Origin of the sequence: Comamonas terrigena NBRC 13299 (assembly GCF_006740045.1) — a bacterium.
In the GTDB taxonomy this organism is placed as follows: domain Bacteria; phylum Pseudomonadota; class Gammaproteobacteria; order Burkholderiales; family Burkholderiaceae_C; genus Comamonas; species Comamonas terrigena.
In genome coordinates, this window is record NZ_AP019749.1 from 2,751,142 (window position 1) to 2,765,339 (window position 14,198).

Sequence of the window (14,198 nt, forward strand, 5' to 3'; positions counted from 1 at the left end):
AGCCGCCGTGCCAATCCAGGCTTGGCGGCGTTGAACCAATGCACCTGGCCCGGCAAAGCAGGCGGTACATCCAAACAACATCCGCCCGCCGCCCATATTGCTTGGAGCGACCAACACCGCAGCCTAAAAAACCTGCTCCAGCCGGTTTTGGGCAACGGTGCTCACGGAGGGAATCGCGTCAATACGGCCACAAAGGCGCGACAAGACAGTTTCCTCCGTTATTTGCAACGTCACTTCTGCGCTCAATGGCCTGACAGCTGAAGCCATTGCCTGAGCCTGCAATCAGGTCTGAGCGCCTCGTCTTTCTACTGATGCCTGCCGCCTTGGGGACGACCTGTATATTTCGGACTCGTAAGCAGCCCTCCCATAAATTCCCCTTTTGGGGTATTGGAGAGTAATACCTCCTCCAGTACCTGCTGTGACAGCAGTCCCTTCCGGGCTTTCTGGGCATCATTGGTGAACCAGACATTCCTCTCCGGAATCTTGAACCCGCTCTTATTATGGGTTGCACCCTTTACCAAATCGACTGCCGCAAGAGGGTAGTTATTCCCAGCGACGGCCGTTTTTGCCGATGGGGCAGAAGGATGGCTGGCAACCCGTCCAATTCTCTCCAACAGCTGGATATCCTCAGGCGAAAAAGACGATCCCCTTTTTTCCAGACCCACACGGCTGACAGCCGAATTCAACGCCTGCGAAGGAGATCTATCGAGTGCATCGGCACTGTGCAATCCACCGCGCTTGCGTGTAGCCTCGTGGGCCAGCTCGCGTCCTGCGGCCACCACATCGCCTTCGGTGCGAACCTCCAGGTCTTCCCGCCTCGGTGTCACTTGCCTGTGGTTGGTATCCCTCACATCTACGACGCGCGGATTAGCCATTGCACTGCTGCGCTCGCCATCCTTGGTCAGTGTCTTTTCGCTTGCAACTTGCGTGGAAATCTCCGGGGTATCACCATGTGGTGGCATCATCACCGGCGCACCCCCTCGATGGCGTTGTGCTACACGCTCAAAGGCTTTGCCGGCAGCACCTATGGCCGCCTTGGCTCCAGAGCTCGCCACTGCCCCCCCAAGAAAACCCGATATCTTCTGGCCCAAGTCAGTCGCGCCCACTTCCCGCGCAATACCAGTGGCAAAGCCGTCCCCTGCTGCACCTACTAGTTGCATTGCAGGTTCGTCTGCAAAGTGGCGAACCGCAGCGTTGACAATCGGGTCCTTAGCAAACTGCAGCAGCTTTCGAGCCGCAGCCGTCTGCACACCGCCACCAATGACAGCCCCTACGACATCGCCAGTGAGGCGCTCCATCCTGGTCTCAGGCTTGGCAAGCCCAAGCCGGTCGGCAAGTTGGGCCGCCATAACAGATTCAGGAGTAGTCGGGAGGCCTGCGAGCTGGAGTGCCAAGCGGACTGGCGATGTAAACAACTCCACGGTCTGCGCTGGCCCCACAATTGCATGTCTGGCGAACAAACTGGCTTGTCTGCCCAACGAATCCCATACGGAACGCTGCGGCGCGGGCGTTGTCTGTACTGGCTGCGCAAGTCGCGTACTCTCTGATTGAGGCACACCAACGTCGTCTGCGAAGTTGCGTGCCACGACAGAAGGGGTTTGGCGGCCTGCGGTCCACGGCCCCGAGCGGCGAAATGGGTCGGCCGGCGCCTCCATCGCACCGCCGGCCGCCTCGACACCACGGCGCGTCAGAAGGCCGATTTCATGGCCAGTTCCCGGCGCAAGACGCTGAGGCGCATCCGACTGGCCTGCCTTGACGCTGGGGGTCTTCAAGTAGGAACGCAGATCTTCTGTAACAGCGTAGGGGGCCAGCACGTCATAGTCCGCGCCATCTGGCGCTGCAATGCGTAAAGTCGGCGGGCCTGCCTGGGCGTAACTGGCCTTGAGATAGTCACGCAGCTCTTCTTGTGTAATACCCTCCGGCGCTGTGATGCGTAAGGTTGCCATCTCAATTCACTTTCTGAATATTCCAGCCTGAGCTGGCGGTGGGGCGGAGCTGCGGGAACGACAGCCCGCGCTGCTGAAATTGCGGTTGCGGTTGCGGTTGCGGTTGCGGTTGCGGCTGAGCTTGTGGTTGCGGCAGTGATTGGGGTCGAGGTTGCGTCTTGTCAGCGGACCATGCCTGCTGGCCCGTATATGCATTCAAGCCCACCACCCGGCCACCCAGGTCCTGCTTCGTAATCTCCGGCGCGTGCATCAGCCCCGTATCCCGGGAGTCGCCGTAGTCGTCGATCGCCAAGATGCGCTTGGAGCCATCGGGCTGGGTCAACTCCTGCATCTGGTGGAGCTTGTTGCGGCCCAGGTTGAAGGTGGACTGCACTTGGTCGGGCGTCATAAACCTCAGCAGCTTCGAGATATCTCCCGTATAGCCGCCACCCTCGCGGGGGCTCAGGCTCGCCAACGCCTCCTCCCGCATCTTGGCCTGGGCCATCTGCAGCAGCCGGTTTTCCTGCTTGTCCTGGGCCTGCGAAAAGGCAGACAGGCCCATCAGCCCGCCGCGGCCGATGGCCTGCGCCGTAGAGCCCGAGCTGGACAGCGCGCCCAGTCCCGCCCCCAGCAGGGCCTGGCCCATGGGTGAATTCAGCAGCCCCATCAGGCCGCTCGGTTCTTGTTGCCCCCAGGCCTGTTGCATGGCCTCGTAGCTTGCTTGGTTGTCCATTGCTTACCCCCGTCGTGCCGCGCGCTGTGCCATCAGCTTTTCAGCGCCGGAAAGTTGATTGGTGCGGCCTGCCGACAGCAGGCCCGTGAAATCCGCCTGCCGCGCAGGAATGCCGGCAGACTGGGCCTGGGGCGGCGCCGGGTTGCTGCCCAGCACCCCGGTTGTCTGCGCCAGCATGGCCAGGTCGTTCGCCGTTCTCAGGTTCGATGCGGACAGCAAGCCGCTCCCGGCCCCGCTGGCGTAACCAGCCCCCACACCGCCGGCCAGCAGGCCCTGGCCGCCCCCCATGCCGGATGCCGCCAGCCCCTGGCTGGCCAGCAGACCCTGCCCACCGCCCATGGCGGCCAGGTTGGAAGACCCGGCCCCCGCCATGGACAGCCCCAGGCCGGAACCCGACCCCGCAGCCGCACCCGATATCGCGCCGCTGACCGTCGTGGTGCCAGCCACCGTCGGCGCTGCCGCGCTGGTGATGGCAGTACTGGCACTGGCCCCCCCCAGGCCGCCAGCCGCCGCCCCGCCCAAACCACCGGTGACCGCCCCCAGGGTGCCGCCAATGGCCGCGCCCTTCAGCGGGTTGTCCTTGTTCGACAGGGCCCCGGCCACCGCCCCGATTGCCATCGGTATCCAGAACATCACTTGCCCCCGCCGCTTTGCTTGGTGGTGGTGCTGCTGCCCGCGGTGCCGCTCATCACCCCCGTCATGGCCTGCAGCTTCTTGTAGGGGTCATCCTGCTGCTGCTGCCACTGCTCGTAGTTGAAGTCGGCGTTGTTCTGCGCCTGGTCCTGGTAGGCATTGCCGGCGTTCAGCATCTGGTTCAGGTCGGTGTAGTCCTGGTTGGCAAAGCCCTGCGCCATGCCTAACGCCGCCAGCTTGTTGGACTGGTTGGTGTTGTAGGCGTTGCCGTACATCTCGCTCGCCACATTGCCCAGGTTCTGCTGCAGCTGGCTCTGGCTTTGCTGCTGCATCTGCTGCAGGCCCGAATTGCCGAACGACCCCGACCCCACCATGGCCGACTCCATCTGCGGCTTGGCCGTCAGGTTGTAGCTGTCCACCACGCTTTTTTGCGCATTGGCCACCTGCTGGTCCAGGTACGGGTTGTGCTGGTCGCCCATCATCTGCTGCAGCCCGGACTGGGCCTGCTTCCACAACTCCGATCCGCCGCCCGCGCGCTCCTGCATGCCCTGCAGCGCCTGCTGCTGGGTGTCGTTCAACTCGCTGTAGCGCTGGCCGTCATAACCCTGCCAGCCCTTGTTGTAGATGTCCGTGCTCAGCTGCGCCACGTTGGACAGCAGGGGCTTGATCTCGTCGGGGTACTGAATGCTGGAGTTCGATGTGCTGCTGCCGCCGCCCCCCTTGGCGGGCCGCAGCCGGCCCTGGGCACGGGCTTTCTCATGAAACGGGTTCATAAAGGCATCCTCATGGTTGTGTAAATCGGTTCCCAGGGCAGATGCCGCTGGTACAGGCGTTGTTGGGCGGGCCCGGCGCTGCAGCGCAGCTCCGTGCAACCGTTGGCCCGCGCCATGGCGGCCAGTTGCGCGCTGCAGGCCAGCCAGTGGCCGCCCGGTGCGTACAGCTCGCACACATGCAGCGCGCGCACGTTGGGCAGCTGGTCAATGCGGGTCACGGCCCAGCCCACGGCCTGGCCGTCCAGGTCAATGCGGATCAGGTCGCGCTCGCCGCGTGACAGCAGCAGCTTCAGCTGCTCGCCCGTGATCTCCCCGCCCGATGTAGCGCAGGCCCGCCCCAGCTGGTGGGCACCATCGGCCCAGGCCCGGCCCACAAAGGCCGCCGGCACAATGTGCAGTTGGTAGTTCATGTGCCCCTCACTCCCCGGTCAGGCCGCGGTCTTCCACCCAGGTCCCGGGTTCGCCGCTGTGCACACAGATCCAACCCTTGGTCACATAGCGCCCGCCGGCCGCCCCCTGCACCGCCGGCGCGCTGTTGCGCAGGTAGTCGCCCGCCTGGTACAGCCCGGCGGCCGGCGGCGCCTCGGCCGCGTTGTGGCTGCCGCAGATGCGCCCTTCGGACAGGTGGTTCAGCTGCACCGCAAAGCGCGGAAAGATCTGCGCCAGCGTCTTCACCAGGGCCGGCAGATCGCTGCCAAAACGGTAGTTATCGGTCTGCAATCTCATCGGAACCCCGCTGGTTTGAGCCGTGGCGCAAAGCCGATCAGCGCATAGTCGCCCTGGCAATCCACACGGAACGCATGCCAGCGCCCGCGCTGGCGCAAGTCGAAAGCCGCATCGTCACGGATCGCCGCAGACGCCTGCCGCGCCTCCTGGCCGCCGTCGTCCTTGGTGAACCCGGTCGCGGCCGCGGCCGCCGGCGCCTTCTTGAAGCGCAGCACCAGCCGGTCGCACAGGGTCATCTGGTCGTCATCGCCCACATCGCCGGTGGTCAGGCTGCTGGCGTCCGGCGCACCGGCAAACGTCACCAGCCGGTTGCGGGTGTCAAACCCCGCCATCAGCTCCTGGGCCTCCACCCAGAACGGGCTGTCAAAGTCGATCGCCGGCCCGCTGTCGTAGCTGGTGACCAGCTCCGATCCGCCGTCGTAGGTGGCCGCCGGCGATGCATACCGCACCAGTGCACGGATGGCATGGTTGGCGCGGCCCCACTTGTTGGTGCCCGGGTGGTAGACCAGGCCGTAATCCAGCTCCCCCCCGCCTTTGACCGAGGGGAAGAAAAACCAGGCCAGCTGGTTCTGCTTGTCCCAGAACGCCTGCGACTTGTGCATCTGCTTGGGGTCGCGCACCTCCACAAACCAGTCGCGCAGCATGCCCCGGCCAATCGGCTGCACCTGCACGCCGTCAAAGACATACAGGTCATCGTCGCCAATGAAGTAATGCGCCTTGCCGGTATCGCACACGGCATCCATGCCCACGCAGCCCACATCCGAATCCACCTGGGTGAAGTTCCACACCTCGGCCGGGCCGGTGAAGCGCCCCACAAACGTGCTGCGGCGCTTGTAGACAATGATGTCGTCGCCCAGCCGGTGCGCGGCCGTGATCTCGCCTCCGGACTCCACCAGGCGCCCCGTGGTGCACAGGGTCGCCACGTTGGGCACCCAGTCCTGGGCATTCAGTGAAGCCGAACACCACCACCGGTCCGGGCTGTCGCCGTAGGTGGCATCCTGGGTGTTGAAGGCCATCACAAAGCCCTTCAGGCTGGCCAGAATCTTGGCCTTGGGTGCGCCCGCAATGGGCGCAAACGGGCCGCCCGTGGCCATGCGCATGCCCATGGACCGGCAGCTCGCCACCGTGCTGTTGGCAAACTGCGCCAGGCTCCAGCGCTCGTCCTGGCCCAGCGCAAATGGCGCACCGTCGCCGGACACATCGACCCAGGCACTGCCCGCCAGGCTGTACAGCCGCGCCGTCGTGCCGCAGATGGCCAGGCGGTTGCCGCTCAGGTCAATGGCCGCCAGCGCGCCGCGCACATCCTCGGTCAGCGCGGCCACACCCACCGGCGCCACGGCCGGCCCGGGGCGCATGCCCAGCTCGGACGGCAGCAGGTTCTCGCAATCCAGCAGCAGGCCCGGTGTGGTCGGATCGGCATCCGGGGCAAAACCCAGCACTTTGTTCATACCACCCCCGGGGCCATCACGGCCACTGATGCACCGGCCCAGCGGTGCGCGTTGTTGGCCGACAGCAGCTGCTGCACGGCCCCCTCGTACTTGGCGCTGTAGCTGGCCACCGCCTCCGGGTCGCGCATCCAGGCGCTGCCCATCTCGCAGCACTTCCACAGGTACACGTCGTAGTGCTCGCGCAGCAGCCAGTTGCTGTCGGACTGGAACACCAGCGCCGGCAGCTTCTGCAGGTACTTCAGGCCATAGGCCGTGGCCGGCTTGCCCGTGAGGTGCGCCACCTCGCCCACCCGGGCAAAGTACGGGCCGTCGCTGCGCTGGCGCCAGTCCTCATAGGGCAGCTCGCGCAGCACCGTTCCTGCTGCGCTCAGCTCGCGCAGCTCCAGCATGTCCACCGGCAGCGGAATCTCCCCGGCCGGCGTGTAGCCGCTGGTGTCCACCAGCTGGAATGACGAACGCAGCCGCGTGTCGCGGGAGAACTCGGCCTCGGCCATGCGCACAAAGTCCGGAATCACGCCCCCCAGGTCCGTGCGGTTGAGCCAGCGCGCCACCGAGGCAGACAGGCCAGCGAAGTTGGCGACCGCCGCCGCACTGGGCGAAGCCGCAACAGGAACCACCAGCGTCATAGCGCCCCCTTCCAGATCCGGAACACCCGGTTGTCCGGGTCCTGCAGAAACTGCTTGAGCAGTGCGTCATCCTGCATGCAGTCGGCAAAGGTCTTGCCGCGCTGCGCCGCCCACTGCGTCAGCACCGGAATCGGGATGGACGCCGCATGCTTGTCCCCCATGCCCGTGGTGTGCGCGCCCTGGCGGTCCAGCGCCTGGGCGCGCTCCACGGCATCGCTCACGTCGTCCACCTTCTGCAGGGTGGCGGAGCCGTCGCCATGGCAGTGCAGCACCGTGCGCGAACCCGCTGCGGCCTGAAGAATTCGAGAATGCATAAACAAAAAACCGCCCCGAAGGGCGGTGTGTGAAGGTTGACGGTGCTCAGGTGGCCTGCAGGTCGCGCAGCGCAAAGTTCGCCGCTTCCTGCTCGCACTTGAGCGTCCATTCGGTGTTGACCATGTAGTTCTCGGCATCACCGGTCTTGGCCAGCGGCGTGGTCTTCACCCCGCGCAGGCGCAGCAGCTTGAAGCGTTCCGGCTCGATCCCGAACACATCGCGTGCGCGGTTGTAGCGGCTGTTCACAATCTTCAGGCGGCCAAAGTCGCCCACATACACCTCCACCGTCGCCGTGGTGGTCTTGCTCTCCACCTTCTCGAACTTGGTGGCCGCGCCGGTAAAGGCCGACACCGTGGCCCGCAGCGCCGAAGGCACAAACAGCAGACTGGGGTTGCCGCCCTCTTCCCAGGCCTTTTGCATGGCCTGCTTCAGCAGCGCCTCGGTGAAGGTGCGCAGCGTGCCGTCGGTGGGCGCGGTGTTGGCAATGGGGTCCGGCGCCACGCCGGTCGCACCCTGCAGGCTGTTGGTCTTGAGCCAGCCCGACAGGCCGCGCGCCTGGGGCGCCACACCTTCGGCGGCGGCCACCGCCGTGCCGTTGTTGATGGCGGCGAACTCGATGTCGCGCTTGAGCTCCAGGATCTTCTTGGCCTCCTGGTAGGCCTTCTCGGACTTGCGGCCCGCCTTGTCCACCACCTCCTGGGTGCCCGTCACGCCGAAGGTCTTTTCGGAGATCTGGGTGCGGTTGCCCACGCGCACCGAAGGCGTGATCGCCTTCACCGCAGCGTTGTTGCCCTGCTCCACCTTGTTGTTCACGGCGGCAGACAGCGCATCGGTCTGCCACTCCGGGCTGACCGAGCTGCACTTGTCCTTGCCGATGGAGGACACGAACGGGGTTTCTTCGGGCGAGATGCGGTAGATCGCATCCGCCAGTTCCTCGCGGTTGCCCACGGCATTGAAAGTGGCAAAGGTATTCGTTTGTTGAGCCATATTTACTCCTGCGCCGCCAGCAAGGCGGCCAATGAATTCACGTCGCGGCGGGCATTGAGCTGCTTCCAGGCCGCGTCGATCTTGGAGGGAGGAACGCCGGCAGCACCAGGCTTGGAAGCCTTGGGCGGTGCTGCCCGCACTTGTTGCTGGACGCCGGGCCTGCGCGCCTGCAGCGCGCGCCACTGGGCGGCCTCAAGCAGCACCTTCAGGGTGCGTGCGTCGGACACCTGGGACAGCTCGGCCTCGGTGAACCCGTGGGCCAGGCCGGTGTGGCGCATGGCCATCAGGTGGTCCCGGCCAAAGCCGGGCACCGCCGCCTGCAAGGCCACCAGGGCCTGCTGCGATGCCTGCTCGTGCCGCTGCACCGCCATCTGCTCCTGCTGCTGCACCGCCGCCTGCAGGCTGTGGGCCAGCTGCGTGGCCTGGGCCTCGGTCTGGCGCCACTGGGCCTGCAGGCGGCTGGCCTCCGTCGGGTCGCGCTGGTACAGCGCATCCCAATCGGCCTTCTGGTACAGCTCCAGCTGCTCCGCCATCTGCATCAGCCACGCGTGTTCACGCGTGAGCTGCTGCGCCTGCTGGAACTGCTGGGACACCTGCTCGGCCGCCTGCCGGCGCTCCTCGCCCAGCTGCTGCGCCTTCTGCGTGTAGTCCGCATGGCGCAGGTAGCCGGCCTTGAGCTCGGCAATCGGGGCCTCGATGGCGCTACCGTCGGGGGCGCTCCACCGCACCACCAGGTCATCGTCTGGGGCTTGTGCAGCTTGTCCAGCGTCCTGCGTGGCGGCGTCCGCGTCGCCATCGGCCTGCTCGGCCTCCAGCTCGGCATACGCCAGGGGATCGCCGTCGTTCTGGTAAGCGGCTGCTTGCAGCTCGGCATCGGGGGCTTCCGGGGCTTGTCCCTCGCCGGCATCCAGCGCCGCCGCCAGATCGTCTACGGTCGTGATGTGATCGTCGTCCATGGTTGTTGCTGTGTGGTTCCGGCCAGGTGTGAGTCCACGCAAAAAAGGGCCGCATGCCGTCGCATGCAGCCCCTCGCTGGGTTGTTCCTAGACTGGTCGGTCGGGCATACCGTGCCCGGGCGGGTTGAAGAAAAGGTGAAAAAGGTGAATGAAAAAGGCGAAAGGCAGAACGAAAGAAAGCCGAAAGCCGCCTACGCCGTGCTGCCGTCGCTGTAGGTCACGGACAGCGGCCCCACCTCCAGGCGGATACCGCCATAGGTGCCGGGCCACACCCGCTGCGTCGCGTGCGGGTGGGTGGCCGCCGTGGCCACCACATCACGTGCAATGTGCAGGCGCTCCACGCGGCGCAGAAAAGCCTCCAGCGGTTCGGGCTCCGGCTCAAGCTCGGGGTCCTGAACCGCCACCGGCACTGCGGCCATGGCCGGCGCATCCGCACCGGCCTGGTCTGTCGGCACAGGCCCCTGGGCCTGCACCGGTGGCACCTGCTTCTGCGGGGCCTGCTGGTCTTGCGGCTCCTGCTGCAGCTCCTGTGGATAGGGTTCGGCCGCTTTCTGCTCTGCCGGGGATTTACGGGGTCTAGCCATTGCGCATGCGCTCCTCGATTGCGTGGTGACGGGCCTGGATCTGTGCCGCATTGGTCAACTCGGCACGTTCGAGCTTGTAGCCGTCCATCACCAGCTCGAACACCCGGAAAAACTGCTCCGCCCCCTTCAGCATGGCCACGGCCGCCTCGCGGCGTTCGCGCTCGCCCAGGGGCAGGGACAGCACTTCGCTCTGCAGCGCCTGGATCACCGTCTGCCGGGCCTCCTGCAGCAGCGGGTCCTCCAGCAGGCGCTGGGCGCGCTCGGCGCGGTACTGGGCTGCACTCATGCTTGTCCTTCCTGAAACTGCCGGGCCATGCCCTCAATGCTCTGGGCCGCCTGCTGCAGGTCCTCGGCGGTGACGCCGGGCACCTGGATGTTCTGGTCCAGCATGGAGCCGGCAATGATGTTGGTGGGCTGGCCCATGGTGCCGGCCTCCCGGGCATTGGCCGCCAGGTAGCCGGCGGCCAGCTCCAGCAGCCGGTCCCTGTCGCGCTGCTGCAGCTCCATGTGCTTGATCTGCAAGTCCGCCGCACGCTTCTTGTCGCCCTCGGCCGCCTCGGCCTGCAGCCGCATGGCCTGCAACTGCTGCTGGCCCTGCAGCTTCATCTGCTCCAGCCGGGACTGGATCTGTGCCTGCATCTGCGCCTGCACCTGCACCGGGTCCGGCTGCGGCGGCTTGGGCGGAATCTGGTCCGGCGCCAGCATGAACTTCTCCCCCGCCCCCTTGAGCTTGGCGTGCTTGGCCAACGCCTTGCCATATTCATAGATTTGCGGCGGCCCCACCAGCCCGGCCTGCGCGGCCTGCTGCATGAACTGGCCGAACTGCTGCAGCAGCATCAGGGTCTCGGCCTTGTCGCCCGTGCCCAGGCCCACATCGGTACTCACATCCATGTCGGGCGACCACATGCGCAGATCAAACTGCACAAACCGGCCGCGCAGGCGCACCGTGGTCGGAATGTCCTGGTACTGGGTCAGCAGCCGCAGCACCAGCTTGAACAGCTGCTTGACGCCCGTCTCCGCAAAGGTACGCAGGATCAGCAGCATGCGCTTGTCTGCCATGTTGGAAATCTTGGCAATGCCCGTGGCCGTCTTGTTCAGGCTGTCCGCATCCAGGCCCTGGTTGTAGCGGGTCACCCCGGTGCGGCGCTCGCGCATGCCCTGCACCATCTCGATGCCGGCCAGGCTCTCGGTCGCCACCAACGCGGTCTTGATCGGCACCACGGCATCCGCCGCCGCACCCTCGCCGCGGATGATGCCGCCAATGCGGTTGCTGATCACGTCCTCGATGTTGACGCGCGCCGCCAGGTTCACATAGGTGCGCGGGTTGTTGGCCAGGTACAGGCTGTCCACATACTGGCGCGTCAGCCCGCTGTTCAGCCGCTGCAGCTCCACCACCGGGTCGGCCAGCGCCATGCCGATCACGCGGTGCGGCAGCTTGATGGGTGTCAGCACCGCATATTCATGCCCCTGCACCTCTTCGTTCTCCAGCTCGCCGTTGCCCGACACCAGCACCCGGCGCCACTCGGCCACACCGTCGCCGTTGTAGTCGCAGCGGACAAAGCCCTCGAACAGCCGCACCTCCTCCAGCGACCGGTCCGCGCTCTCCGCCAGCTGGTCCCGCAGATCGTCCGGCTCCTGGGCACCGCTGCCCTCAAAGCTCTGGATCGCGGCCACATCGGCAAAGCCCATCTCCGTCAGCTGCGAGCGGGTGTAGGTCACCCACTCCCCCACCAGACGGGCGTCTTCCAGGCGCTTGGCCGAGCGGTTGACCAGAAAGTCCCCCGGCGCCACATTGCGCAGCTCCACCTTGCCGCGCTGGCGGCGCTGCAGCGTCACATCCCACAGCAGGGGCTGCTGCAGCCCGGCGGCCTGGGCCACTTCGGGCTGCAGCAGCTCGCTCGGCGAGGCTTCCAGCACGCGCACGGCTGGATCCTGGGTCAGCAGCACCAGCTGCTCCTCGCTCAGGCCCTTGAACTCTTCGCGCACCGGGTCCGGCTGCACCCACTTGGCACGCACCACCCCCAGCTTGGACAGCAGCGCATCCTTGAACCAGTCGCTGAACAGCAGAAACCCGGGGTTGTCGTCCCGGATCACATAGTTCACCAGCTCGGTGGCCTGCTCGGCATAGGCCGCATCCTCCGGCCCGCGCGGCAGAAACTCGCCGATGTGGTCCCCGCTGAAAAACGGCTCCAGAAAATTCGGCAGCGCGCCCTCAATGGTCTCGAACACATCCCAGCTCACCACCTGGGAGCGGCCGTCCACCTCATTGCCCAACGGCAGGCCCAGGTAGTACTGCAGATTGCGCTGCTGCTCACCCCGGATGCCGCTGGCCAGCCAGCTGTGCGCATCCTCGATCTCACGCTCCAGCACATTGCGGAACGTGTCACTGTTCATTGTTGCCATCACACAATCCCTATGTTGGGCAGTTGAAGGGGCTGCCCCTGCCGGGGCGGCTCCCACACGCAGCACATCAGCCCGAAGGCGTCCGCACCGTGGCTGGCCCAGTCGTGCGCCGGCCCCAGGCCAATGCCCCGGGCCTCGTCGCGCTTCTCGTGGTACCAGCCCAGGGCGGCGCGGCCGCCTTCCGTGCTCGTCTCGTTGAACCAGATGCTGGGGAACAGCCGGCGCGCGGCTTCCACCCGCTTCATCGCCGCCCCCTTGCCCTGGTTGGGCACCACCGTCACCCGGTAGCCCAGCGACTGCAGCGCGCTCTTGGGCGTCACCGCATGCACCGTGTCGGCCTTCTCGCCGTCGTGCGGCAGCCAGATCTGCAGCCGCTCCGGCGTATAGCCCTGGTCGCGCAGCCACTGCACATGGGCCGCCATGGGCTGGCCCTGGGCCTCGTAGTAGTCCAGCACCCGCACCTGCATGCCCACAAACTGCACGATCCACATCGCAAAGCTGTCCGCGTTCTGGCCGGTGCCGCCAATGTCCACAAAGGCCCGCAAGGCCATCAGCGGGTCCGCCGCCACCACGCCAATGCGCCCCTGGGCCCGGGTATCGGCCAGCTGGCGCGCAAAGTACGCGCCCTCGTTCACCGTCTCGTAGCCGCCCTCCCAGATATGGTCGTACTTGTCGGGCTGCAGGCGCAGACAGTCCTGGCGCTCCTGCTCCAGCTCGGCCGTGAACCAGGGGTTGTCGCGCCAGTTGGCCTGCACCACCCGGGCACCGGTGGGCAAGCCTTCGGCGCGCAGCATGCGGTCCACCGGATCCTTGGCAAAGCGCGGGTTCCAGCCAAACCACAGCTGCGACCCCGCCGCGCGCATCGTCGGCTTCAGCAGGTCCAGGCTGCGCTGGGTCGCCGTCTGCGCCTCTTCCCACCAGGCACGCTTGAAGCCCTCCAGCGATTTCACGCTGTCGGCCGTGTAGTCGTTCATGCCTTTGAAGATGACCAGGCCATCCCCCGGCGTAGTGATCACATCCTTGTAGACCCGAAACCCATCCGCCTGGCCCAGCCCCAGCGCGGACAGCTTGGACTCCAGCAAAGCCTTGCTCGACTGGCTCAGGTCCTTCTGCACCTCGCGGATACACACCGCACGCAGGCCCTCGCCGCCCATGGCGCCGGGCTCGTACAGGCAGTCCTCCAGCAGCATCTCGGCAAAGAAATGGCTCTTGCCAGACCCCCGCCCCCCATGCGCGCCCTTGTAGCGCGCAGGCTCCAGCAGCGGCGCAAACACGCGCGCCGTCTTCAGATTCAGCGTTCTCATGCCTGGGGATCGATGATGGTGCGCGTCACATGCGCCACCGTTTCAATGGGGCCGCCGCCAGGGGCAGACAGGCCCAGCTTGTCGTTCAGCATGCCCAGGTGGCGCATCGCCAGCTGCAGCGTGGCCACCTTGTCGAACACCCGGGTCTTGATGGTGTAGCCCGCCACCTGCTTGCGCCGCGGCGCACCGCCGTGGGCGGCAGAGCCTGCTGCAGAGACAGTTGCAGAGGCGGCTGCAGAGGCCGACGGCTCGTGCAGTGCATCCTCCCCGCCACCGCGCTCCAGCTCTTCCTTCACCTCAATGCTGGCCAGCGCTGCCGCCGTGTCGGCATCCAGCTCGCAGGGGTCCTTCATGCTCCCGTCCGCGCGGTACAGCCTGCGGATGTCAAAGAAGGCAATCCGCGCCAGCTCCTGCAGCACCCTGTCCTGGGTGATCTCGGTGCGTACCGCCCGCGCCTGCTGCGCGGCCTGGACGGCCCGCGCCACCCCGCCCTGCTTCAAAAGCCGCGCCCCCTGGGACGCGGCGGTCTTGGCGCTGTAGCCGGTCCTGATCGCGGCCTGAGTCGCGTTCAGGTCAATCAGGTACTCGGCCACAAAGCGCTCCTGCTTTGGGGTCAGTTCCATGTGTTTTTTCCAATAAAAAAGCCACCCGAAGGTGGCTGTGGTGGTGGGGTGGCAGCGCCCATGGGCGCTGTCGTCTGTGAACGTGCGCGATAAGCAACGTAGGGACACAATCTCAAAAATCGGCACGCCAAAGCTGTCATTCGGAGTGGGCAATTTAACCGC

Annotated in this window: 16 protein-coding genes; all 16 read right to left on the reverse strand. The window is 66.1% G+C overall.

What is annotated here, in order from left to right; translation table 11 throughout:
- Positions 1 to 305: 305 nt before the first annotated feature.
- Complete coding sequence (locus tag CT3_RS12335; protein WP_127446222.1) at positions 306 to 1,946, reverse strand: hypothetical protein; 1,641 nt, start codon at positions 1,944 to 1,946, stop codon at positions 306 to 308.
- A 1-nt stretch (position 1,947) separates the two neighbouring features.
- On the reverse strand, positions 1,948 to 2,658 hold the full coding sequence (locus tag CT3_RS12340) for a hypothetical protein (RefSeq protein ID WP_066532909.1): 711 nt from the start codon (positions 2,656 to 2,658) through the stop codon (positions 1,948 to 1,950).
- Positions 2,659 to 2,661: 3 nt separating this feature from the next.
- Positions 2,662 to 3,276 (reverse strand): hypothetical protein, encoded by a 615-nt coding sequence (locus tag CT3_RS12345; RefSeq protein ID WP_066532911.1) that lies wholly within the window; start codon positions 3,274 to 3,276, stop codon positions 2,662 to 2,664.
- Between the two features lie 14 nt (positions 3,277 to 3,290).
- Entirely contained in the window at positions 3,291 to 4,064 is a 774-nt protein-coding gene (locus CT3_RS12350) for a hypothetical protein (RefSeq protein ID WP_066532912.1), read from the reverse strand.
- Positions 4,061 to 4,474 carry a hypothetical protein gene (locus CT3_RS12355; protein WP_066532915.1) on the reverse strand — a complete coding sequence of 138 codons (414 nt, stop codon included), beginning with the start codon at positions 4,472 to 4,474 and terminating at the stop codon, positions 4,061 to 4,063. The genes CT3_RS12350 and CT3_RS12355 overlap by 4 nt, the downstream gene beginning before the upstream one ends.
- A gap of 7 nt (positions 4,475 to 4,481) precedes the next feature.
- A complete protein-coding gene (locus tag CT3_RS12360) occupies positions 4,482 to 4,790 on the reverse strand; it encodes a hypothetical protein (protein WP_127446223.1) in 309 nt (102 codons plus the stop codon).
- Positions 4,787 to 6,238, reverse strand: coding sequence for a hypothetical protein (locus CT3_RS12365; protein WP_066532919.1), 1,452 nt, complete (start codon positions 6,236 to 6,238; stop codon positions 4,787 to 4,789). The genes CT3_RS12360 and CT3_RS12365 overlap by 4 nt, the downstream gene beginning before the upstream one ends.
- On the reverse strand, positions 6,235 to 6,864 hold the full coding sequence (locus CT3_RS12370; protein WP_066532920.1) for a phage adaptor protein: 630 nt from the start codon (positions 6,862 to 6,864) through the stop codon (positions 6,235 to 6,237). The genes CT3_RS12365 and CT3_RS12370 overlap by 4 nt, the downstream gene beginning before the upstream one ends.
- Positions 6,861 to 7,178 carry a hypothetical protein gene (locus CT3_RS12375; protein WP_127446224.1) on the reverse strand — a complete coding sequence of 106 codons (318 nt, stop codon included), beginning with the start codon at positions 7,176 to 7,178 and terminating at the stop codon, positions 6,861 to 6,863. Before CT3_RS12375 ends, CT3_RS12370 begins: the two co-directional genes overlap by 4 nt.
- Before the next feature lie 46 nt (positions 7,179 to 7,224).
- Positions 7,225 to 8,166: a DUF5309 domain-containing protein gene (locus CT3_RS12380; protein WP_066532923.1), complete on the reverse strand. Its 942-nt coding sequence runs from the start codon at positions 8,164 to 8,166 to the stop codon at positions 7,225 to 7,227.
- 2 nt (positions 8,167 to 8,168) lie between these two features.
- Complete coding sequence (locus CT3_RS12385) at positions 8,169 to 9,122, reverse strand: hypothetical protein (protein WP_066532925.1); 954 nt, start codon at positions 9,120 to 9,122, stop codon at positions 8,169 to 8,171.
- Between the two features lie 191 nt (positions 9,123 to 9,313).
- Positions 9,314 to 9,706, reverse strand: coding sequence for a hypothetical protein (locus CT3_RS12390; protein WP_066532926.1), 393 nt, complete (start codon positions 9,704 to 9,706; stop codon positions 9,314 to 9,316).
- On the reverse strand, positions 9,699 to 9,992 hold the full coding sequence (locus tag CT3_RS12395; RefSeq protein ID WP_066532928.1) for a hypothetical protein: 294 nt from the start codon (positions 9,990 to 9,992) through the stop codon (positions 9,699 to 9,701). The genes CT3_RS12390 and CT3_RS12395 overlap by 8 nt, the downstream gene beginning before the upstream one ends.
- Entirely contained in the window at positions 9,989 to 12,100 is a 2,112-nt protein-coding gene (locus CT3_RS12400) for a portal protein (RefSeq protein ID WP_066532929.1), read from the reverse strand. Before CT3_RS12400 ends, CT3_RS12395 begins: the two co-directional genes overlap by 4 nt.
- 8 nt (positions 12,101 to 12,108) lie before the next feature.
- Positions 12,109 to 13,413, reverse strand: a complete 1,305-nt coding sequence (locus tag CT3_RS12405; protein ID WP_066532931.1) for a PBSX family phage terminase large subunit — start codon at positions 13,411 to 13,413, stop codon at positions 12,109 to 12,111.
- Positions 13,410 to 14,036, reverse strand: a complete 627-nt coding sequence (locus CT3_RS12410) for a terminase small subunit (protein WP_066532933.1) — start codon at positions 14,034 to 14,036, stop codon at positions 13,410 to 13,412. Before CT3_RS12410 ends, CT3_RS12405 begins: the two co-directional genes overlap by 4 nt.
- Between the last annotated feature and the right edge of the window lie 162 nt (positions 14,037 to 14,198).